Source organism: Pseudomonas sp. GV047 (assembly GCF_003058245.1).
Taxonomy (GTDB): domain Bacteria; phylum Pseudomonadota; class Gammaproteobacteria; order Pseudomonadales; family Pseudomonadaceae; genus Aquipseudomonas; species Aquipseudomonas marginalis.
Map to the genome: position 1 here is coordinate 467059 of NZ_QCWA01000001.1, position 20998 is coordinate 488056.

At 63.1% G+C, this 20998-nt stretch carries 12 protein-coding genes; 10 read left to right on the plus strand and 2 right to left on the minus strand.

Going from position 1 to position 20998, the window contains the following annotated elements; genetic code table 11:
- Positions 1–56: 56 nt before the first annotated feature.
- From praB to C8K58_RS32205, 8 genes are all read left to right on the plus strand, one after another.
- Positions 57–551 (plus strand): alkane oxidation protein activator PraB, encoded by a 495-nt coding sequence (praB, locus tag C8K58_RS02265; RefSeq protein WP_027608591.1) that lies wholly within the window; start codon positions 57–59, stop codon positions 549–551.
- A 131-nt stretch (positions 552–682) separates the two neighbouring features.
- Positions 683–2137: an outer membrane protein transport protein gene (locus C8K58_RS02270; protein WP_027608590.1), complete on the plus strand. Its 1455-nt coding sequence runs from the start codon at positions 683–685 to the stop codon at positions 2135–2137.
- A gap of 254 nt (positions 2138–2391) precedes the next feature.
- A complete protein-coding gene (locus C8K58_RS02275) occupies positions 2392–4917 on the plus strand; it encodes an acyl-CoA dehydrogenase (RefSeq protein ID WP_108572869.1) in 2526 nt (841 codons plus the stop codon).
- Between the two features lie 135 nt (positions 4918–5052).
- Positions 5053–6396, plus strand: coding sequence for a 3-oxoacyl-ACP reductase (locus C8K58_RS02280; protein WP_108572871.1), 1344 nt, complete (start codon positions 5053–5055; stop codon positions 6394–6396).
- Between the two features lie 3 nt (positions 6397–6399).
- Positions 6400–7290, plus strand: a complete 891-nt coding sequence (locus C8K58_RS02285) for a MaoC/PaaZ C-terminal domain-containing protein (protein WP_108572872.1) — start codon at positions 6400–6402, stop codon at positions 7288–7290.
- A complete protein-coding gene (locus C8K58_RS02290) occupies positions 7287–8585 on the plus strand; it encodes an acetyl-CoA C-acetyltransferase (protein WP_027608586.1) in 1299 nt (432 codons plus the stop codon). The genes C8K58_RS02285 and C8K58_RS02290 overlap by 4 nt, the downstream gene beginning before the upstream one ends.
- Before the next feature lie 31 nt (positions 8586–8616).
- Positions 8617–10320: an AMP-binding protein gene (locus tag C8K58_RS02295; protein ID WP_108572874.1), complete on the plus strand. Its 1704-nt coding sequence runs from the start codon at positions 8617–8619 to the stop codon at positions 10318–10320.
- Positions 10321–10462: 142 nt separating this feature from the next.
- Positions 10463–11281 carry a hypothetical protein gene (locus C8K58_RS32205; protein ID WP_133822097.1) on the plus strand — a complete coding sequence of 273 codons (819 nt, stop codon included), beginning with the start codon at positions 10463–10465 and terminating at the stop codon, positions 11279–11281.
- A 71-nt stretch (positions 11282–11352) separates the two neighbouring features.
- On the opposite strand, the gene C8K58_RS02305 is transcribed toward C8K58_RS32205, so the two are convergent.
- Positions 11353–12468 carry a Gfo/Idh/MocA family protein gene (locus C8K58_RS02305; RefSeq protein ID WP_108572876.1) on the minus strand — a complete coding sequence of 372 codons (1116 nt, stop codon included), beginning with the start codon at positions 12466–12468 and terminating at the stop codon, positions 11353–11355.
- Between the two features lie 298 nt (positions 12469–12766).
- On the opposite strand from C8K58_RS02305, the gene C8K58_RS02310 reads away from it, so the two are divergent.
- Positions 12767–13795, plus strand: a complete 1029-nt coding sequence (locus C8K58_RS02310; RefSeq protein ID WP_178087829.1) for a YCF48-related protein — start codon at positions 12767–12769, stop codon at positions 13793–13795.
- A 15-nt stretch (positions 13796–13810) separates the two neighbouring features.
- Positions 13811–16186, plus strand: a complete 2376-nt coding sequence (locus C8K58_RS02315) for an RND family transporter (protein WP_027608582.1) — start codon at positions 13811–13813, stop codon at positions 16184–16186.
- 127 nt (positions 16187–16313) lie between these two features.
- On the opposite strand, the gene C8K58_RS02320 is transcribed toward C8K58_RS02315, so the two are convergent.
- Positions 16314–20969 (minus strand): hypothetical protein, encoded by a 4656-nt coding sequence (locus C8K58_RS02320; protein ID WP_108572880.1) that lies wholly within the window; start codon positions 20967–20969, stop codon positions 16314–16316.
- Positions 20970–20998: the final 29 nt, after the last annotated feature.

The following is a 20998-nucleotide window of genomic DNA, read 5'->3' on the forward strand; positions in this document are numbered from 1 at the left end:
GTTCATGGCCATTACCCCCTGGCGAAATGACTCGCCATAACATGTGAGGAAAAACAATGAAAAGCTTGAAAACCCTCGTATCGTTGTCTGCTTTGGCTGTTTGCATGGGTGCTGCTTCGATGGCCAATGCCTATAGCATCACCCCGGTGAACTCGAGCTTCACTGCGCCAGGCACCATTTCGGTGAAGTCGCCATCCTCGTTCCAGGCCACTGTTAACTGCGGCGCAACTTTTACCGGGAACGTCGATGCCAGCGGTGTGGCAAAAATCACCGGTGTGGCGGTGACCGGCGGTGGTCTTTGTGCGCTGCCGAAAATCACCGGTCTGCCATGGACCTTGACCGCCACCGGTGCCGCTGCGGGCTCGGTCAGCAACGTTGGTTACACCATCGCCGCGTCGGTTCTGTATCCGGCGTCCAATTGCGGTCCATCCACCATCACCGTGGGCTACAGCGGGGGTGTGCTGACCGCCTCCAACCAGACCTTGAGCGGCAGCTGCACCGTGGTGAGCCTCAGCGTTACCCCAAGCCCGACATTTACCATCGTGCCTTGATGGGTAACTGACACACCGGGCTGATCACCTGTTGAAAGACTGGCGCCTCGATCGGGCGCCAGTTTGTGAACTGCCGGAAGCAAAACGAACCGGTGGGGCCGGCTCAGAGAAATAACAATAAGGAGTGCCGCATGAATAATAAGAAACAACACGTGCAGGTTTTGCTGGGGCTGGCACTGATAGGCGGGGCGATGGTGAACGCGCCTGCACAGGCCGGCGGTTTTTCAACTCCGACCTACGGTGCACCCGGTTGGGGCCGGGCATTTGCCGGTGGCTCGTTGTTCAAGAACGATCCCAGTTCCGCATACAACAACCCGGCGGCCATGGCGTTTGTCGAACACAACGTGGCGCAATTTACCGTCGACTACGCCCGCATCAAGATCAAATACAAAGGTGACGCCTCTGATTATGCAGGCAACCCGATTTCCAATACGCCCTTGGACGCCAATGGTTTTCCCGACGTCGCAGCGACCACGGTGAATAGCAACGACGGCGGTCAAGGCGGGTTCACTGCCTGGTTGCCAACCGGTTTCATGGTCATGCCCCTGGGGGATCGGTTTGCTTTCGGCCTGAGCCAGGTTGTGCCGCAAGGTATGCGCTCCACTTGGGATCAGGACTCGAAACTGCGCGACTTTGCAGTGGACACCAAAATTGAAACCGTAGGATTGACCGGATCCCTGTCCTTTAAGGTGAATGATCAATTTTCTATCGGCGGTGGCGTGATCGTGCAACACAGCAAGGGCTTCGTCAGCCAAAACGTGGACTTGTTGTCTGCCGCCGCGGTGTCCGATTCCGTGCTGGGCGGGATCAATTTTCCATCTGATGTCGGCAATGCCTTGATGCGTGTGAAGGTCGACAACATTTCAGCGGGCTGGTTTACCGGCATTGTTTGGAAACCCACGGAGCGAGACACCCTTGGCTTGAATTACCACGCCAAGATCAAGAACAAGATGACCGGCAAATACAATATTTACGCCGATCAGTTTTCCTACAACCTGATGACCCAGCCAAGTCCGTTTGGCGGTAGCGGTACGTTGGTGAATACCGCTTATCCAGGGTTAGAGCTGGCACCGGACGGCGCCCATGCCAGTGTCCAACTGGACATTCCTGCCACGGCCGGCCTGGACTGGGTGCACCAGTTCAACGATCGCTTCACGATGGGGGCCAGTGTGACCTGGACTGAGTGGTCCTCTTTCAAAGACCTGACGCTCGAGTCCGGTGGCACCACCATTGTGTCCATTCCCTACAACTACAAGAACACCTGGATGTACTCCCTCGGCGGTGACTACCGCTTGACCGATGAGTTGACCTTGCGTGCAGGTGTAGCCCTTGACCAGACACCTACACGCAATTCGACCCGCGACCCACGAATCCCGGATGGCGACCGTACATTCCTGTCGTTGGGGGCTGGTTACGATGTGAAAGCAATCAAGGGCCTCAGTCTTGACTTGGCCTATTCCCACCAGTTCGTGCAAGAGGTCAAGCTCAAGACTCAAAACGTCGATCGCCTGGGTGGCGCAAGCCTGAATGGCAAGGCGGAGTCGTCGGGCGATGTGGTGAGCGTGTCGGCCACCTACGCGTTCTGATATTTCATAGAGGGTGATGGAAAAGGCACCAGGCGCATCTTGATGCCTTCACCCTCATTCCACGTCAACAGTTCCTTGAGTATTGGCATTCCAGGCTGATTCATTCAGCCGCTATTTTTTCGCCCAGGCATTAAATAAAAATTTCAAAACAAAATTTGAATTTGTCTTTCCAAGTTTGTAGTGTGGCTTTACGCCGCAGGTCGATCCGACCTTTCGCACGTAAACCACGCCCTGAATCGAGTAGAGGTATCCCCATGGTTATCTGGTTATTGGTGGGTGTCGCAGCCGCGATTGCCCTGGCGTATCGACAAGCTGCCGCCACCCTGTGGCTGGGCGCTGGCCTGATCTGGCTGACAGCGGGTTACCTGTTCAATGGGGTGGCGGCTTTCGGCGCCACCGTCGCGGCCGTGCTGGTGGTATTGCCGGCGTTGTTGATGAGCCTCAAACCGCTGCGCCGCGCGCTGTTGACCGGCAAGGCCCTCAATCTGTTTCGCACGATCATGCCGGCGATGTCCGACACCGAACGCGCCGCCATCGAGTCCGGCACCGTGTGGTGGGACGCCGAGCTGTTCAGCGGCAAGCCCGACTGGCAGCGCCTGCTGCAAGCGGCCCCGGCGAGCCTCAGCGCCGAGGAGCAAGCCTTTCTCGACAATGAAGTGGAAACCCTGTGCGACATCGCCAACGACTGGGAAACCACCCAGGTCTGGCAGGACATGTCCCCCGAAGGCTGGCAGTACACCAAGGACGCCGGCTTCCTTGGCATGATCATTCCCAAGCAGTACGGCGGCAAAGGCTTCTCCCACTATGCCCATTCCCAAGTGGTGATGAAACTGTCGACGCGCTGCTCGGCGGCGGCGATTTCGGTGATGGTGCCCAACTCCCTGGGCCCGGCCGAACTGCTGCTGCATTACGGCACCGATGCCCAGCGCAATTACTACCTGCCACGCCTGGCCCGGGGCGAAGACATCCCGTGCTTTGCCCTGACCAGCCCGTACGCCGGCTCCGATGCCGGGGCGATTCCCGATCTGGGCATCGTCTGTAAAGGCACCCATGAAGGCCAGGAGGTACTGGGGTTTCGTGTGACCTGGGACAAGCGCTATATCACCCTCGGGCCGATCGCCACGGTGCTCGGTCTGGCGTTTCGCGCGGAAGATCCGGACGGATTGCTAGGGCCGAAGGGCTCTCTCGGCATCACCTGTGCCCTGATCCCCACCTCCCATCCCGGCGTAAACAGTGGTCGCCGGCACTGGCCGCTCAACGCGGTATTCCAGAACGGCCCGACCACCGGCAAGGATGTGTTCATCCCGCTGGAGTGGGTGATCGGTGGCCGCGAACAGGTCGGCAACGGCTGGCGCATGTTGATGGAGTGCCTGGCCGCCGGCCGCGCGATTTCCCTGCCGTCGGCCAACGTCGGCCTGGGCAAGGTCGCGGTGCGTGGTACCACGGCCTACGCGGCGATGCGCAAACAGTTCGGCTTGCCCATCGGCAAGTTCGAAGGGGTGCAGGCGCCGCTGGCGCGCATGGCCGGGCATCTGTATGCCTGCGATGCGGTGCGCAAGGTCTCGGTGGCTTCATTGGATGCCGGTGAGAAGCCCTCGGTGATCTCGGCCATCGCCAAGTACCACGTCACCGAACGCGCGCGGATGATCGTCAACGACGGCATGGACATTGTTGCCGGCAAGGGCATCTGCATGGGCCCGAATAACTTCCTGGCCCGTGCCTATCAGCAAAGCCCCATCGCCATCACGGTGGAAGGCGCGAACATCATGACGCGCTGCCTGATCATCTTTGGCCAGGGCCTGATTCGTTGCCATCCCTATGTGTTCCGCGAAATGGAAGCGGCGCGCAACCCGGACCGGCGCCAGGCGCTGGAAGACTTTGATAGCGCGATGTTCGGCCATGTGAGCTTTGTATTGGCCAACACCGTACGTGCGGCGGTGCATGCCCTGACCGGCGGGCGCCTGATTTCCGTACCGGCCAAGACCGACCCGGCGCTGGCGTCCTACTATCGCCAGGCCAATCGCCTGTCGGTGGTGCTGGCGCTGATCTCGGATATTTCCATGGGCGTGCTGGGCGGTGCCCTCAAGCGCAAGGAAAGTATCACCGGGCGTTTGGGCGATATTCTGTCGCAGCTGTACATCCTGTCCTGCGTGCTCAAGCGCTTCGAGGATGACGGCCGGCCCCAGGCAGACCTGCCGCTGGTGCATTGGGCGGCACAGGACGCATTGCTGCGTGCCCATGAAGCCCTTGCCGAAGTGCTGGACAACTACCCCTCCACAGCGGCGGCGGCGGTGCTGCGTGGCTTGACGTTCCCGTTCGGTATTGCGTTGCGCAAACCTTCGGATCAGCTGCTGGCCCAGGTGGCCGATGTGGTGCAGATCCCCGGCGAAACCCGCGACCGCCTGCTGGCCAATTCCTACATTCCGCGTCCGGAAATCGACAAGCTGGCCTACGGCGAGTTGGGCTTCCGCCTGCTGCCGCAAGTCGAGCTGATCGACGCCCGGCTCAAGCCGGCCATCAGGCAAGGCCTGCTCGAACCGATGCCGATTGCCGCCACGGCCTTTACCGCCTGGCGCGTCAAGGCGCGGGCGCTGGACCTGATCAGCGACGACGAAGACGCCTTGCTGGCGCGCTATGTGGAATACGCCGACCACGCTATCCAGGTGGATGACTTCCCCCAGGACTTCGGTTTGCTGGAGGCGTTGCAGCAGCGCAGGCAGGCGTTGGAACCGGCGCCCAAACGCCGAGCCGCCCAAGGTGAAAACGCCCCGGTCAACTGATGTGGGAGGGGGCTTGCCCCCGATAGCGATTTGTCTATACCCATCCTGTGGTCTGACACACCGCTATCGGGGGCAAGCCCCCTCCCACACAGACCGGGTTTACACGGCAAGTTTGTGTGGTGAGTGGATCTATCTATGAGTGACAGCTACCTATCGTTCGTCAATTCCCCCTGGGGCCGTCGCCTGGCCCAGGTGGTGGGCTTGCCCCAGCCCGTGCCGTTGCAGCGCCATCGCAGCGGTCAGCCAGGCCTGGCCAATCCGGTGATTGTCGCCGGGGCAGGGCGCCTGGCTGCGCAGGTGCAACAGGTGTTCAGCGCCACCGACACGGTCACCGCCACCCCGGCGACGCTCAAGGCGCCGTCCACGGTCAAGGTGCAGGGCGCAGTGTTCGATGCCAGCGGCATAACCGGCCTGCAGCAACTGGACGAGCTCTATGAGTTCTTCCACGCCAACGCCAGACGCCTGGGCCAACACGGCCGCGTTGTGGTGCTGGGCACCGCGCCGGAACACTGCACCGAGTTGCCCCAGGCCATCGCCCAGCGTGCGCTCGAAGGCCTGGTACGTTCATTGGCCAAGGAGTTGCGCCGGGCGATCACCGTGCAGTTGTTGTACGTGGCGCCGGGAGCGGAAGACGCACTGGACAGCAGCCTGCGTTTCTTCCTGTCGCGGCGTTCGGCCTATGTGTCGGGGCAGGTGGTGCGCCTGGAAAAACCGGTGGATGGGCCGGTCGCCGTCAATTGGGACAAACCCTTCGCCGGCCGACGCGCGCTGGTCACCGGCGCTTCCCGAGGCATTGGCCTGGCCATCGCCCAGGTCCTGGCCCGCGAGGGCGCCCATGTGGTCTGCGTGGACGTGCCCCAGGCCCAGGACTCGCTGCAACAGGCGGCCGCGAGTGTGGACGGTTCGGCGCTGCCGTTGGACATCACGGCAGCGGACGCCGCTGCCCAGTTGCATGCCCATGTCAGCCAATACGGTGCCTTCGATGTGGTGGTGCACAACGCCGGGATCACCCGCGACAAGACCATCGCCAAGATGCCTGAAGCGGCCTGGCGCAGCGTGCTGGCGGTCAACCTCGAAGCACCATTGCAGCTGAGCAACGCCTTGTTGGACAGCCAGGGCCTGAATCCGGGGGGGCGTATCGTGTGCGTGTCGTCGATCTCCGGCATTGCCGGCAACCTCGGGCAAAGCAACTACGCCACCTCCAAGGCCGGCGTGATCGGCCTGGTGCAAGGCCTGGCCCCGCGTGCGGCGGCGCAACAGGTGACGGTGAATGCGGTAGCACCTGGATTTATCGAGACCCAGATGACCGCCAAGATCCCGCTGATGATTCGCGAGGCCGGGCGGCGCATGAACTCGATGTCCCAGGGCGGGCAGCCGATCGATGTGGCCGAAACCATTGCCTGGCTGGCGCACCCGGCGTCGGGCGGGATCAACGGCCAGGTCGTGCGCGTGTGCGGCCAAAGCCTGCTGGGAGCCTGAGCCATGGACTACGTGACGCAGATCATCGACCCACCGCCATCACGCGCGCGCCTGTTGCTGGACGGCGTACGTGCCCTGCGCAAACCCAAGCTCGACGGCGCACCGCTGTTGCCCAGGGAGCGCCTGGTGCGCTCGGCGGCGGAATTGTCCGCTGCGGACATAGCGGCTTACGGCCGTGCCTGTGGCTTTCGCCGCGAACAGGGCGTGCCGCTGTCGTACCCCCATGTGCTGGCGTTCCCCCTGCACCTGATGCTGCTGACCCGTCCGAGTTTCCCGTATCCGGCCAGCGGCATGGTGCACCTGGCCAACCGCATTCGGCAGCACCAGCGCCTGCAGGAAGGCCAGGCACTGCGCCTGGAAGTCTTTTGCGAACGCTGGGTGGCCCATGCCAAGGGCCAGGCGCTGAGCATCGCCACCCGTGCCTACAGCAGCGGCAGCCTGGTGTGGGAAAGCGACAGCCTGTACCTGCGCCGCGAGGTGAAAGGTCCCGTCGGCGAGCCATGGGAGGACGCGCTGGCGTTGCAGGAGGAGGGCCTGTTACGCACCCAGCGCTGGATACTGCCTGCGGACCTGGGCCGGCGCTTCGCCAAGGTCTCGGGGGATTTCAACCCGATCCACACCTCGCTGATCGGCGCCAGGCTCTTCGGCTTTCGCCGCGCCATCGCCCATGGCATGTGGACCCTCGGCCGCGCATTGGCCGCTCAACAACCCCCCGGGGGCCTGGGTCAGGCCGAAGCCCATTGCGACTTCAAGCTGCCGATCTTTCTGCCCGGCCAGGTCGCCCTGTGGCAACACCCCGTGAGCGGCCCGCGGCGCGAATTCGAAGTGCGCAATTTCGCCGGCGACAAACCGCATATGCGCGGGCTATTTGTCTGGAATGAGAGCCCTACATGAGTGACTACAGCTTCAACCCGGCCCCGACCCGCCGCGTGGCGATCATCGGCGGCAACCGCATCCCGTTTGCCCGTTCCAACACGGTGTACGCCCACGACAGCAACCAGGACCTGCTGGTGGCGGCGCTGCAAGGCCTGGTCGACCGTTACAACCTGCACGGCCAGCGCCTGGGCGAGTTTGCCGCCGGCGCGGTGATCAAGCATTCGCGGGATTTCAACCTGGCGCGTGAATCGCTGCTGTCGACCACCTTGTCCCCGCAGACCCCGGCCTACGATGTGCAGCAAGCCTGCGGCACCGGCCTGGAAGCGGCCTTGCTGGTGGCGAATAAGATCGCCCTCGGCCAGATCGACGTGGGCATCGCCGGTGGCGCCGACACCACCTCCGACGCGCCCATCGGCATCAATGAATCCCTGCGCCACACCTTGCTCGCGGCCAACCGCGCCAAGGGCATGGGCGACAAGGTGAAGGCACTGCTGAAGGTGCGTCCGTCGATGTTGTTCAAGCCGCTGTTGCCGCGTAATGGCGAGCCGCGTACCGGTTTGTCCATGGGCGAACATTGCGAAGCAATGGCCCAACGCTGGCAGATCAAGCGCCTGGCCCAGGACGAGTTGGCCCTCACCAGCCACCAGCGCCTGGATGCCGCGTATCAGCGCGGTTTCTTCGACGACCTGATCAGCCCCCATCGCGGCCTGGCGCGGGACAACAACCTGCGCGCCGACGCCAGCCTGGAGAAACTCGCCGGCCTGTCCCCGGCCTACGACCGCCAGCACGGTACCCTCACGGCGGGCAACTCCACGCCACTGACGGATGGCGCCTCGGTGGTGCTGCTGGCCAGCGAAGAGTGGGCGGTGGCCCATGGCTGGCCGGTGTTGGCCTACCTGCGCACGGGCGAGACGGCGGCGGTGAATTTTGTCGACGGCAGCGAAGGCCTGCTGATGGCGCCGGCCTACGCCGTACCGCGCATGCTCAAGCGCGAAGGGCTGAGTTTCGCCGACTTCGATTTCTTCGAGATCCACGAAGCCTTTGCCGCCCAGGTGCTGTGCACGCTCAAGGCCTGGGAAGACGCCGACTACTGCCGCGAACGGCTCGGCCTGGAGGCGCCGCTGGGGGCCATCGACCGCGCCAAAATGAACGTCAACGGCGGTTCCCTCGGCTGCGGCCACCCGTTTGCCGCCACCGGTGGCCGGCAATTGGCGGCGCTGGCCAAGGCCATTCACGAGCGGGGCGGCGGTCGCGGCCTGATTTCCATCTGCGCGGCGGGCGGGCTGGGCATTACCGCTATCGTCGAAAAGTAGCCCCATCAATAACAACAATAAGGAGACTGCCATGAACGCTATCAGCCTGGAACATACCGAACGGGTCTGGTTGAACGCTTACCTGCCCGGCGTCCCGGCGGACATCGATGCCGGTATCGAGGACTACCCGTCGTTGCGCGAGGTGTTCCTGGAGCACCTGGAGAAATTTCGCGAGCGGGTCGCCTACGTCAGCATCGGCACCGAAATGACCTACGCCGACTGGCAGGTGCAAGGCATTGCGTTTGCCGCCTGGCTGCAGGGCCAGGGCGTACAGAAGGGCGACCGCGTGGCGCTGATGATGCCCAACTGCTTGCAGTACCCGATCTGCCTGCTGGGCACGATCCTGGCCGGTGCGGTGGTGGTCAACGTCAACCCGTTGTACACCGCCCATGAGCTCAAGCACTTGCTCAAGGACAGCGGCGCTGAAACCGTGGTGATCTTCGAAAACTTCGCCCATACCCTGGAAAAAGTCATCGCCGGCAGCCGCGTCAAGCGCGTGGTGGTGGCCGCCATCGGTGATCTTCTTGGCAGCTTCAAGGGCGCGGCGATGAACTTCATCCTGCGTCGCGTGCAAAAGCAGGTGCCGGCGTTCAACCTGAGGGGCTCGGTGCGTTTCAACCAGGTGCTGAAACAGGGCCGCGCGCTCAACCACTTCCCGGTGGACATGCACCTCGACGACCTGGCCTTCCTGCAATACACCGGCGGCACCACCGGGGATGCCAAGGGCGTGATGCTCAGCCATCGCAATATCATCGCCAACCTGTTGCAGGCCAAAGCCTGGGTCGGCGACCAGCTGGACCAGGACAAGCAGGAAACCAACGTCACCCTGCTGCCGCTGTATCACATCTTTTCCCTGACGGTGAACTGCCTGATGTTCATGTGCCTGGGCGGGCGCAACATCCTCATCGCCAATCCGCGGGACGTGAAGCGGGTGCAGATGATCCTGCGCAAGGAGCGCTTCAATGGCATTGCCGGGGTCAATACGCTGTTCAACGGCCTGCTGGAGAACAAGGAGTTCTGCGCCCGGGACTTCTCCGACCTGCGCATGGTGATCGCCGGCGGCATGGCCACGCACACGGCGGTGGCCAAGCGCTGGAAGGACGTCACCGGCCTGCCGATCATCGAAGGCTACGGCCTCACCGAATGCTCGCCGGTGGTGAGCATCAGCCCGATCGACATTGCGCGCATGCGCGAAATGGAATTCACCGGCAGCATCGGCGTCCCGCTGCCGTCGACCTGGGTACGGTTTATGCGTGAAGACGGCGAGCTGGCCGATATCGGCGAGCAGGGCGAACTGCAAGTGCGCGGCCCGCAGGTGATGCAGGGATACTGGAAACGTCCGGACGCCACCGCCGAAGTGCTCGACGCCGAGGGATGGTTGTCGACCGGTGATATCGGGGTGATGGATGAACGCGGCTATATCCGCCTGGTGGACCGCAAGAAAGACATGATCCTGGTCTCGGGCTTCAACGTGTACCCCAATGAAATCGAAGACGTGGTGGCGCTGCACCCGGGCGTCGGCGAAGTGGCGGCCATCGGCGTGGAAGACGGCGTGACGGGGGAAAAGGTCAAGATCATCGTGGTGCGCAAGGACCCGAACCTGACCCAGGAACAGCTCCTCGCCCATTGCCGGGAATACCTGACGGGCTACAAGGTGCCCAGGTATGTGGAGTTTCGCACTACCGAGTTGCCTAAAACGACGGTGGGCAAAGTGTTGCGTCGAGCCTTGCGCTAGAAAGGCAGGAACTGATTCGGACAGGCTTGCCACATAAGGACTACTTGCAACCCAGCGTTATCGCTGTGTATCTGCGTCCTGGTGCGACGCTGGACAGGCAGGTGAACACTTTTTGGCCAAACCGGACTGGAGACATCAAACGATGTTGGCGCCTGCTCTTGATAAACCTGTTACTTCCTCACGCCTGGACCCGGAGGTGGATCAGGGCAATAGCTCTTCCCCAAAACCAACGGCGAATGCGTCCGCCACTCCGCAAAAGAGCGCCTCAATCAGCTTTCAGTCGAGTGACACCCCGCGGTCGGCGGCGTTTTACGCGAACGCGGGTACCGCCGGCTTCGAGGCGCGTGACCGTGCACAGCAGATCAAAGCAGGTTATTGGCCGGCGGGGGTTATGAGCAATTTCAAGCAGTTCGTCCGTCACTGCTTTGGCGCCCATCGCCCTCCAAGGCCCGACCCGTTCCCCTGCAAGCCCTGCTACGGTTTTGGTAGCAAGAGCAATGCGGACCTATCACGCATGCTGCTCGACAGGTTCGATGACTTCAAGGCACCCCATGGGATCATCACCAAGGACGGCCTGAAGAATATGGCCGGCAAACCGCTGACCGGCGATTATGACAAAGACCAGAATATCCGCCTGGCACGGGAACTGATGAGGCGTGGAGACCTGGTCGACGATATGGACCGTCACCATATCACCGGCGGGCTGGATAGCCTGATCGATCGAAACAACCTCAACATCACGATGTTTAAAAACCAGAATGACAAAGAGTTGGCCCGAGAGCTGATGCGTGATTTCGATCTGTTCAAGGACCCGCAGTGGCCCATCCACCTCAGCCTCGAAAAACTGCATGAAGTTGCCAACTGGACCGTTACCAGGCATCCCTACTTCGGTCGCCAGGCCTGGCTGGCGAAGGAACTCCTCAGGCGTCCCGACATGCTCGACAGGCTTCACTTCCGCTGATTGAGAGGTGTGCAGGTGATCTGAAAGTTGGGAGGGGGCTTGCCCCTCCCACAAGGGTTTTGCATTGCGCTTCAGAGCGAGTTTAGGTTGACCCAGCGCTCTTCACGGGCCGCCACACGAATCGCCGTCGCCAGCCGTTCCACCTCCCACGCCGCGTCAAAGTCGGTGCCATCCGCGCCCTGGCCGGCCAGCGCCATGATCAACTCCTGCACCTCCAGGGTCTTCAGCTCGTTGTACCCCAGTTGATGCCCCGCAGCCGGGCTGAACGCCGCGTAGCCGGGCAGGGCAGGGCCTGCCAGCAAACGCTGGAAACCGTCCTGGCCGACACGGCACAGGCGCAGTTCATTCAAGCGTTCCTGATCGAACGCCAAGGTGCCCTTGGTGCCGCTGATCTCGAAACTCAGGTGGTTCTTGTAACCGTGCTTGAGCCAACTGCTGCTCACCGTGCCGCGCGCACCGTTGGCGAAGCGCAGCAGGGCGTGCACCTGGTCATCCACGGCGATGGCTTTCTGCTCGGCGCTGCCTTTGACGGCCGGGCGTTGGGCGTGGACGGTCTGGGTGTCGGCACACACGCCGGTCACATCGCCCACCAGGTAACGCGCCATCGACAGCAAGTGGCTGCCCAGGTCCGCCAGGGCGCCACCGGCATGCCCCACTTCACAGCGCCACGACCACGGTGACGCCGGGTCGGCCATGAAGTCTTCGCTGAACTCGCCCTGGAAGCTGATGATGTCGCCGAGGTCACCCTCGGCAATCAGTTGCCGCGCCAGGCCGATCATCGGGTTGTGCTGGTAGTTGTAGCCGACCCGCGTCACCACCCCGGCTTCGCGGGCGGCCTGGCGCATGGCATCGGCCTGCTCCAGGCTGACCGCCAGGGGTTTTTCGCAGTACACCGCCTTGCCCGCTGCAATGGCCGCCATCGCCATGGGAAAGTGCAGGTGGTTCGGCGTGGTGATGGCCACCACATCCACGGCGGGGTCGTCGATCAGCGCCTGCCAGTCGCCGTGGGCCTGGGCAAACCCCCAGGCCGTGGCGCAGCGCTGGGCGCGCTCGGTGTCGGCATCGGCCAGGGCGGCCAGCTTGAGGTGTACCGGCAGTTCAAATACCGTCCGGGCATTGTTGAATGCCAGGGCGTGGGCGCGGCCCATGAAGCCTGTGCCGATCAAGCCGATTCCGAGTTCACGCATAGCCGTGGTCCTTTGGATTATTGTTTTCAGGAAGGCTATTAATGGAATAAAAATTCCTAAATTTCAATAGATGGAATAAAAATTCATTAATCAGCCTGGTTGATACCCGCCTATTCAGGCATGGCCAAACGCCGTCAGTTAACAAAAGATAACGTAGCACCGATTGTCAGACGATTCGAAAGCCCGATAGGATGGCCCCTGCTTCCTCCAGGCGCTCTAGATTGCAGGTTTCAGGGCCCGGGAAGGCGAGACGACCTAACAATAATAAATGGGAGAAAGGTCTATGAGTGAGCCTGTCATGGGTTGGGTTGTTTGCCGCCCACGCGCCGCACGCAGGGTTGCGTTGCTGGCCGCAGCGCTCTCGCTGTTTGGGACTGTCGCGTTGCCGACCGTTGTCCAGGCCGCCAGCGATAGCTCTTTTGCGATTGAATCCCCCAAGGCCGCCAAGGGCCTGATGATCGATGTCGTGCATGCCGGCAAGCGCCTGGTGGCGGTCGGTGATCGTGGGCACATCCTCTATTCCGATGACCAGGGCAGCACCTGGACCCAAGCCAAGGTTCCCACCCGGCAACTGCTCACGGCGGTGTATTTCGTCGATGACAAGCAGGGCTGGGCAGTCGGCCATGATGCGCAAATCCTCGCCAGCACCGACGGCGGTGCCACCTGGACCCAGCAGTATCAAGACCTCAAGCGTGAAGCGCCGTTGCTCGACGTGTGGTTCAACGATGCCCACCACGGCCTGGCCGTGGGCGCCTATGGGGCGCTGATCGAAACCACCGACGGCGGCAAGACCTGGGAAGACGTCAGCGACCGCCTCGACAATGAAGACCAGTTTCACCTCAACGCCATCGCCCGGATCAAGGACGCCGGCCTGTTTATCGTCGGCGAGCAGGGCAGCATGTTCCGCTCCAGCGACGACGGCCAGACCTGGGAAAAACTCGAAGGCCCCTACGAGGGCTCGCTGTTTGGCGTGATCAGCACCGCACAACCCCAAACCCTGCTGGCCTACGGCTTGCGCGGCAATCTTTACCGCTCCACGGATTTCGGCAGCACCTGGGAACAAGTCGAACTCAATGCCGCACGCGGGGCCCTGGAGTTCGGCCTGTCGGGGGCCACCTTGCTCGAAGACGGTTCGCTGGTGGTGGTCGGCAACGGCGGCAGCGTGGTGGTCAGCCATGACGACGGCCGGACCTTCAGCGTGTTCAATCGCCCCGATCGTATTTCATTGTCGGCCGTCACGGCGGCAGGCAACGGCAACTTGATTCTGGTCGGGCAGGGTGGTGTTCGCGTCGCCACACCCACTGGCGCCGAACCGACAAAACAATAAGAAGGCGGGGAACGCATGAGCAGTCATCACAACGATAAAGCGACCTTTCTTGAGCGCCTGATCTTCAATAACCGCCCGGCAGTCATCGTGATCTGCCTGCTGGTGAGCATTTTCCTGTTCTGGCAGGCGACGTTGATTCGCCCGTCCACCAGCTTTGAAAAGATGATCCCCCTCAAGCACCCCTTCATCGAAAAGATGATGGAACACCGCAACGACCTGGCCAACCTGGGCAACACGGTGCGTATCTCGGTGGAGGCCAAGGACGGTGACATCTTCACCAAGGAATACATGGAGACCCTGCGCCAGATCAACGACGAGGTGTTCTACATCTCCGGCGTCGACCGCTCGGGCCTTAAATCGCTGTGGAGCCCCAGCGTACGCTGGACCGAAGTCACCGAAGAAGGCTTCGCCGGCGGTGAAGTGATCCCGCAGAGCTACAACGGCTCGACGCAAAGCCTCGATCAACTGCGCAATAACGTGCTTAAGTCCGGCCAGGTCGGACGGCTGGTGGCCAACGATTTCAAGTCGAGTATCGTCGACATCCCGCTGCTGGAGTCCTACCCGGACCCGCAGGACCAGGGCAAGCTGCTGGCCCTGGATTACCGCAAGTTCTCCCATGAACTCGAAGACAAGATCCGCGACAAGTTCGAAGCCCAGAACCCCAACGTCAAGATCCACATCGTCGGCTTCGCCAAGAAGGTCGGCGACCTGATCGACGGCCTGGTGATGGTGGTGCTGTTCTTCGGCGTTGCCTTCGTCATCACCCTGGTTCTATTGCTGTGGTTCACCAACTGCCTGCGCAGCACCATCGCCGTGTTGAGCACCACACTGGTGGCGGTGGTCTGGCAACTGGGCCTGATGCACTTCTTCGGCTTCGGGCTGGACCCGTACTCGATGCTGGTGCCGTTCCTGATCTTCGCCATCGGGATTTCCCACGGTGTGCAGAAGATCAACGGTATCGCCCTGCAATCCAGCGAGGCGGACAACGCCTTGACGGCCGCGCGGCGCACCTTCCGGCAACTGTTCCTGCCGGGGATGATCGCGATCCTGGCGGATGCGGTGGGTTTCATTACCCTGCTGATTATCGATATCGGCGTGATCCGCGAACTGGCCATCGGCGCGTCCATCGGCGTGGCGGTGATCGTGTTCACCAACCTGATCCTGCTGCCGGTGGCGATTTCCTATGCGGGTATCAGCAAGCGGGCCATCGCCCGGAGCAAGAAGGACGCGCACCGAGAACATCCGTTCTGGCGCCTGCTGTCGAAATTCGCCAGCCCCAAAGTCGCGCCGGTCTCGGTCCTGCTCGCGCTGGTCGCCTTTGGCGGCGGCCTCTGGTACAGCCAGAACCTGAAGATCGGCGACCTCGACCAGGGCGCGCCGGAGCTGCGCCCGGACTCGCGCTACAACAAGGACAACAACTTCATCATCAGCAACTACTCCACCAGCTCCGACGTGCTGGTGGTGATGGTCAAGACCAAGGCCGAAGGTTGCTCGCGCTATGAAGCCATGGCGCCCATCGACCAGTTGATGTGGAAGATGCAGAACACCGAGGGCGTGCAGTCGGCCATCTCGCTGGTGACCGTGTCCAAGCAGATGATCAAGGGCATGAACGAGGGCAACCTGAAATGGGAAACCCTGTCGCGCAACCCCGACGTGTTGAACAACTCCATCGCCCGCGCCGACGGCCTGTACAACAACAATTGCTCCCTGGCGCCGGTGCTGGTGTTCCTCAATGACCACAAGGCCGAGACCCTCGACCGCGCGGTGCATGCGGTACAGGACTTCGCCAAGGAGAACAACAAGGACGGCCTGGAATTCATCCTTGCTGCCGGTAACGCCGGGATCGAGGCGGCCACCAACGAGGTGATCAAGGAATCGGAGCTGACCATCCTGATCCTGGTGTACCTGTGCGTGGCGACCATGTGCATGATCACCTTCCGCTCCTGGGCGGCGACCCTGTGCATCGTGCTGCCGCTGGTGCTGACCTCGGTGCTGGGCAACGCGCTGATGGCGTTCATGGGCATCGGCGTCAAGGTCGCGACCTTGCCGGTGGTGGCCCTGGGGGTGGGGATCGGCGTGGACTACGGCATCTACATCTACAGCCGCCTGGAAAGTTTCCTGCGTGCCGGTTTGCCGTTGCAGGAAGCCTATTACCAGACGCTCAAGTCCACCGGCAAGGCCGTGCTGTTTACCGGCCTGTGCCTGGCCATCGGCGTGTGCACCTGGATCTTCTCGGCGATCAAGTTCCAGGCCGACATGGGCCTGATGCTGACCTTCATGCTGCTGTGGAACATGTTCGGTGCGTTGTGGCTGCTGCCGGCGCTGGCACGCTTCCTGATCAAGCCCGAGAAGCTGGCGGGGCAGAAGGGTAACTCGTTGTTTGCCCACTGAGCCTGGCTAAAGAGCAGCGAGCGAACTGTGGTGGCGAGGGAGCTTGCTCCCGCTGGGCCGCGAAGCGGCCCCAACAATGGGACTGCTGCGCAGTCCAACGGGAGCAAGCGCCCTCGCTACGGTCCTGTCAGCGGGCCAGCGGCAGGAACCAGCGCTGCGCCAGCGCCTTGCCGATCAAGCCACGATGCACATCCACCACGGCCTGTGGGCTTTGGGCCCTGGCCAGTTGCGAGTAGTAACTGACCCGGCGCTGTTCGCGGGTCTTCAGGTGGGCGGCGGTGTAGGCCTGCTTGGGCGTGTCGGCTGCCGGGTAGTGGAAGTGGGCGTACCACAAGGGGTAGCCACCCTGGTCGTTGATTGCGTATTCCTGGACAAAGTCCCGGCGGTCGCCGATCAGTTGAATGCGTTCGCCCAGCAGCGCCATGTTCGCGCGCTTTTGCTCGATCAGGAATTCCAGGTTGCCGTGGGTGGGGGGGAGCTCCAGGCACAGTTGAATACGCAGGGCTAGGCCGCGCTCGCTCAGGCGTGCCGCCGCCTGGCGCATGTCACGCTCCAGGTTCTGGTCCGCGAGCGTGCGGGCCTCGGCCGATTGGGCCTGGATGGCCTGATGCAGTTCGGTCGCCAACTTGTCGTAGCGCACCGACTCATACTGCAGCACCTCCTGGACCTCTTCCGGATGCCTGGAGATTTTCTTGTATTGATCGCCGCGTTTCAGGTGCTCTTCCAGCATGCCCAGCAGTTTGCGCGCTTCCCCCTTGACCAGGCTCAGGCTGCGGGGAGCCGGCGCGGTAGGTGAGGGCGGCGACTCCTTGAACTCGATCCATTGTTCGCCCCGTTGCGAGTAGGTGCCCAGCACCTCGCCCGTGACTTCCGAGCGAACCTCCACGGTTTCCAGCGTGCCCAGCGGTTTGACCTCGCCGATAAAGGTGCCTTTTTTCGAGGTGCGGATGACCTTTTTCTGCGGTCTCCCCACCGCCGTCGGGCTGCGCCGGCTCGGGCGCGGGGCGGGCAGGGCAAGCGGCTTGATTTCGCTGGCCAACTGACTGGCGGCCTCCTCGTACAGCGCCTGCACCAGCTTGACCAGCTTGGCGAAATAGTCGACATCGAACTCATCGGCGTTGACGATGCCAACCCCCTGCAACGAGTCCAGCCCCCGGCCATAGTGCTCCACCAGGCTTTCCAGCACGTTGACGCGTTCCTCTGCCGACAGTTCCAGGTCGTTCAGGTCGGCCTGGGTACGCAAGTGTTCCTGGAGCGGCTCAAGGATATCGATCAGCACCTCCACCAAGGGATGACCAGGGTGTTTATGGGTCATCAGTTCGTAGTTGCGCATCAGCAGGTCCTTGACGGCCAGCACGCTGATTTCCTGGGGGCGTTCCGCGGTCAGGCGAATGTAGTCTTCCGCGCTGGCAGTGCCGAGGTTGAACAGCTGCTCGAGGTAGCGATCGCGCAGTTCGAGCCAGCGCACCGAGCGCTCATTGATGGCAATCATTGCGCGAATGAACTGGCGGTAGGCCGGGAAATCGGTCAGCACCGCTTCGGCCAGGCGGCCGCCCTTGGTAGTGAAGTGAGGGTGGCTGCGGTAGAGCGCCGCGCGGTCTTTTTCGGCCACCACCACGTGTTTGCGCACGTTGTTGATGACATTTTCCAACAGGCTCGCCACCGACCGGGGCGGCAGGGCAATCCCCAGCCTGCTGCGTTCCGGCAGGCTGTCCAGTTGCTGCTGGTAGCCCTGGGTCTGTTCCTGCAGTGCGGTATCGAATCGTTGGCGACTGTCGGCGTGTTGCGCTTCGCTGAAGCGCGAGTCTTCGGCGGTTCTGGTCATCACCGCCAGGATCACGTCGAGCCGTCCCTGCATGGCCACCTGGCCCTGGATGAACTGTTCGAAACTCTTCTTCAGTTCGCTGATGCGTTGCGCCTGGCGCTGGCGTTCGGCGGCAATCCGTTTCGGCGGCATGCCGCCACGCAGTCGCAGGCGGGTGTCTACCGACCACTCCCCGTGGCCGTCGCTGCGCAAGTACGGGCCGTTGAGGCTGGCGTCGCCAGGCATCACCACGCGGATATCGCCTTCCGGCTCCAGGGCAACTTGCAGCCACTGGTTGTCCACCAGGGCATGCCAGCGGTTTTCGACGGGGTAAAGCCCCCGGCGCGGCCCGTTCAACACCGGTTGGGGCAGGGGCGTCGGGCGTGGGGTGCTGAAGCTGGCCAGGCGGCGGCGCTGGATCGTGGTCAGGCGCGGGCGAGCCTGGGTAAAACTCAAGTCCAGTACGGTGTTGTCCACCCGCTCCAGCGCACCGGGCAGGATAACCGCGCCTTCGCGGATGGCGGGCGGGGGCGGTTGCGGCCACTGCTCGGCGACCCACGGGGCCAGGGGCGGGGGCAACGCTTGGTCCTTGAGCCCCGCCGCCAGCGCGGGGGGCGCGGCGGTGATCGCGGGCACGGCTTCGAACAACAGCAACCCCAGGTTGAGCAGCAGGTCGACGCTGGCCAGTTCGCGCGCTTGCGGGTCTTCGGAGGCCAGTGCCGGAATGTCCTCGCCCAGGCTGGCCATCAGGCCCCACAGCCAGCCGGTCAGCATGGCCGGCCCACGCAGCAGCGGAAGCAACAGGTTGCCGAACAACAGGCTGCTGCCTTCGCGCAGCACCTGCCAGCGGCTTTCGCTGTTGGACACCGATTCGCGGTTGGCCTGTTCGATCAGGGCCCGGGCGTGATCACTGTACAGGTACGTCATCAGGCGCCCGGTCACCAGGCACTGCTGCAACTCGTCATTGATGCCATCGGCGGCCAGGGTGGCCGGCGCTGGCCTGTGCAAGGGGGCAAACTCGTCGCCCTGGCCAAAGCGCAATGAGTGGGGCTCGCGGAACCCGCCATTGGCGTAGATCGGCCGGGCCCTGTCACTCAGCCAGGTCAATACGCTGTCCTGCAGCGGCCCGGTTTCGGCGATGGCCTCCAGCAGCGCCTCACGGCTGGCAAATTCCTGCAGCGCCTCGGCGTACAGCGGGCGATACAACACATGGGGGCCGCCGCCGATGTCCTGCGGCTCGATCAGGTACATGGCGCTGACCGTGTCCGGATGGGCGCCGGGTGCCGACAGCAGGGCCAGGTGACGGATCACCACCGGCTGCTGGTCGACCTTCTGGTTGGCGGCTTCGGGCTCCATCAGTGCCGCCACCAGGCGTGCGCCCCGGGCGCTCAGGCCGGCTTGCTGCTTGAGGGCCAATTCCAGGGCCAGCAACGGCAACTGCACGGCCTGTTGTTGGGCGAACAGGGTTTCGCGCCGGAGTGCCTCGGGGCTTTCCCCCAGCCAGTGGGCCTCCAGCAGCCGCGGGTAGTGCTGGCCGATGTCCACGCGCGCCACCGGGCCGTCGGCTCCCATCAGGTAGTCGGCGGTCAGCCAGGCCGGCAGGGGCAGGCCGTGGCGGTGGGTGAGGGTCACGCTGCCGCTGGGACGGCTGGACAAGTTGTCGATGGCCAGGTCGGTCAGGCTCATGCGTTCATGGCGAATGATCCCTGACGTACCTGGGTAGCCGGCGGCAATGGTGAAGGTCAGTTGCAGGTCATCGGGGTGCAAGGCGCCGACGGAAGGCAATGCGAGGGCCGAGCTGCCCAGGGTCACGGCATCCTGCTGCAAGGCCTGCAACAACGCCTTGACGGTGTAGGTGCGCAGGTCATCGATCTGGCTGAAGGCCGTACGCCCCGCCGCGCGCCGTTTGGCGCCGGCCATGGCGAGGGCGTAGCGCCGGTACGTGGCCTGGTCGTCGGCATCGGCGTCGCGCAGCCAGGCCGGCAGGTGCTGGCGCAGGGTGTCCAGGGTCTGGGGCGGGGCGGTTGGCGTGTCGCGGAAAAACCGCCCCGGGTCGGTGATCTCGGCGTACAGCGCCTGCCAGGTACTGAACGGCTGGCCGGTGGGCAGGCGCAGGTTGCCGAGGTCTTCGAGCTGGCGATCGAGGATCATCGACGCCTGGTGCTCGAAGATATCGCCATCGGGCTCGTAGCGTTGAATCAGGATGTCGTCGACCTGGTACTGGCGGCCCAGTCGCTGGCCACAGGCCTGGATCAGGGCGTCCATGCTCGGGAAAACCTCGGCGGTGTGCTGCGGGTCACACAGCACCACCGAGACCTTGCTGTTGACGGCACGAATCAATGCCAGCTGCGGCCCCATCCGTGTGACCGAGCGTTCGGCGTGGGTGAGGGTGGCTTGCAGGGCGTAGGCAAACACCGCATTCACCCCATGCCGCGCAAGGCGGGCCTCGCGGTCAGGGCAGTCGATCAATTGTTCCAGGGTTTCCCTGGCGGGTTGGTCCAGGCCGGCCTGGCCCAGGGCGCCGATGCGCAGGGTGTCCCGCAAGACGCCGGCCAGCCAGTGCCAGGGGCCGGTGTCCCAATACGCCGCCAGCGCATTCTGCAGGGCGATGGGCAGCGTTTGCGGCAGTTCGCCGACCTGCTTCGCGATGACCTGCATGTCGAGTTTTTCCTCGGTCAGGCCGGGCAGTTTCAGGCGTTTGGGTGGCTCGTCCGAAAGGTACCAGGGCGAGCCGTTGACCTCGCTGAAATCCAATGGCGCACCACTGGCCAGGGCATCGTGGACCACCGGCATAAAGGGTTGCAGCAGCCAGCCGCGGCGTTGTGGCCGGGCCAGGCGGGTGCGGCGCAGGTCCAGGCTGAGGCTGGGGTACGTGGCGCCGATGGCCGTGGCGAGTTGCTCGCGAATCACGGTTTCCAGCGCCGGGCGCTGGGTGAAGCGTGCGCTGACGGCGTGGGCAATAGGGTCAGGTAGTTGCATAAAAATCCTTTTCAGGCGATGCCATGCAT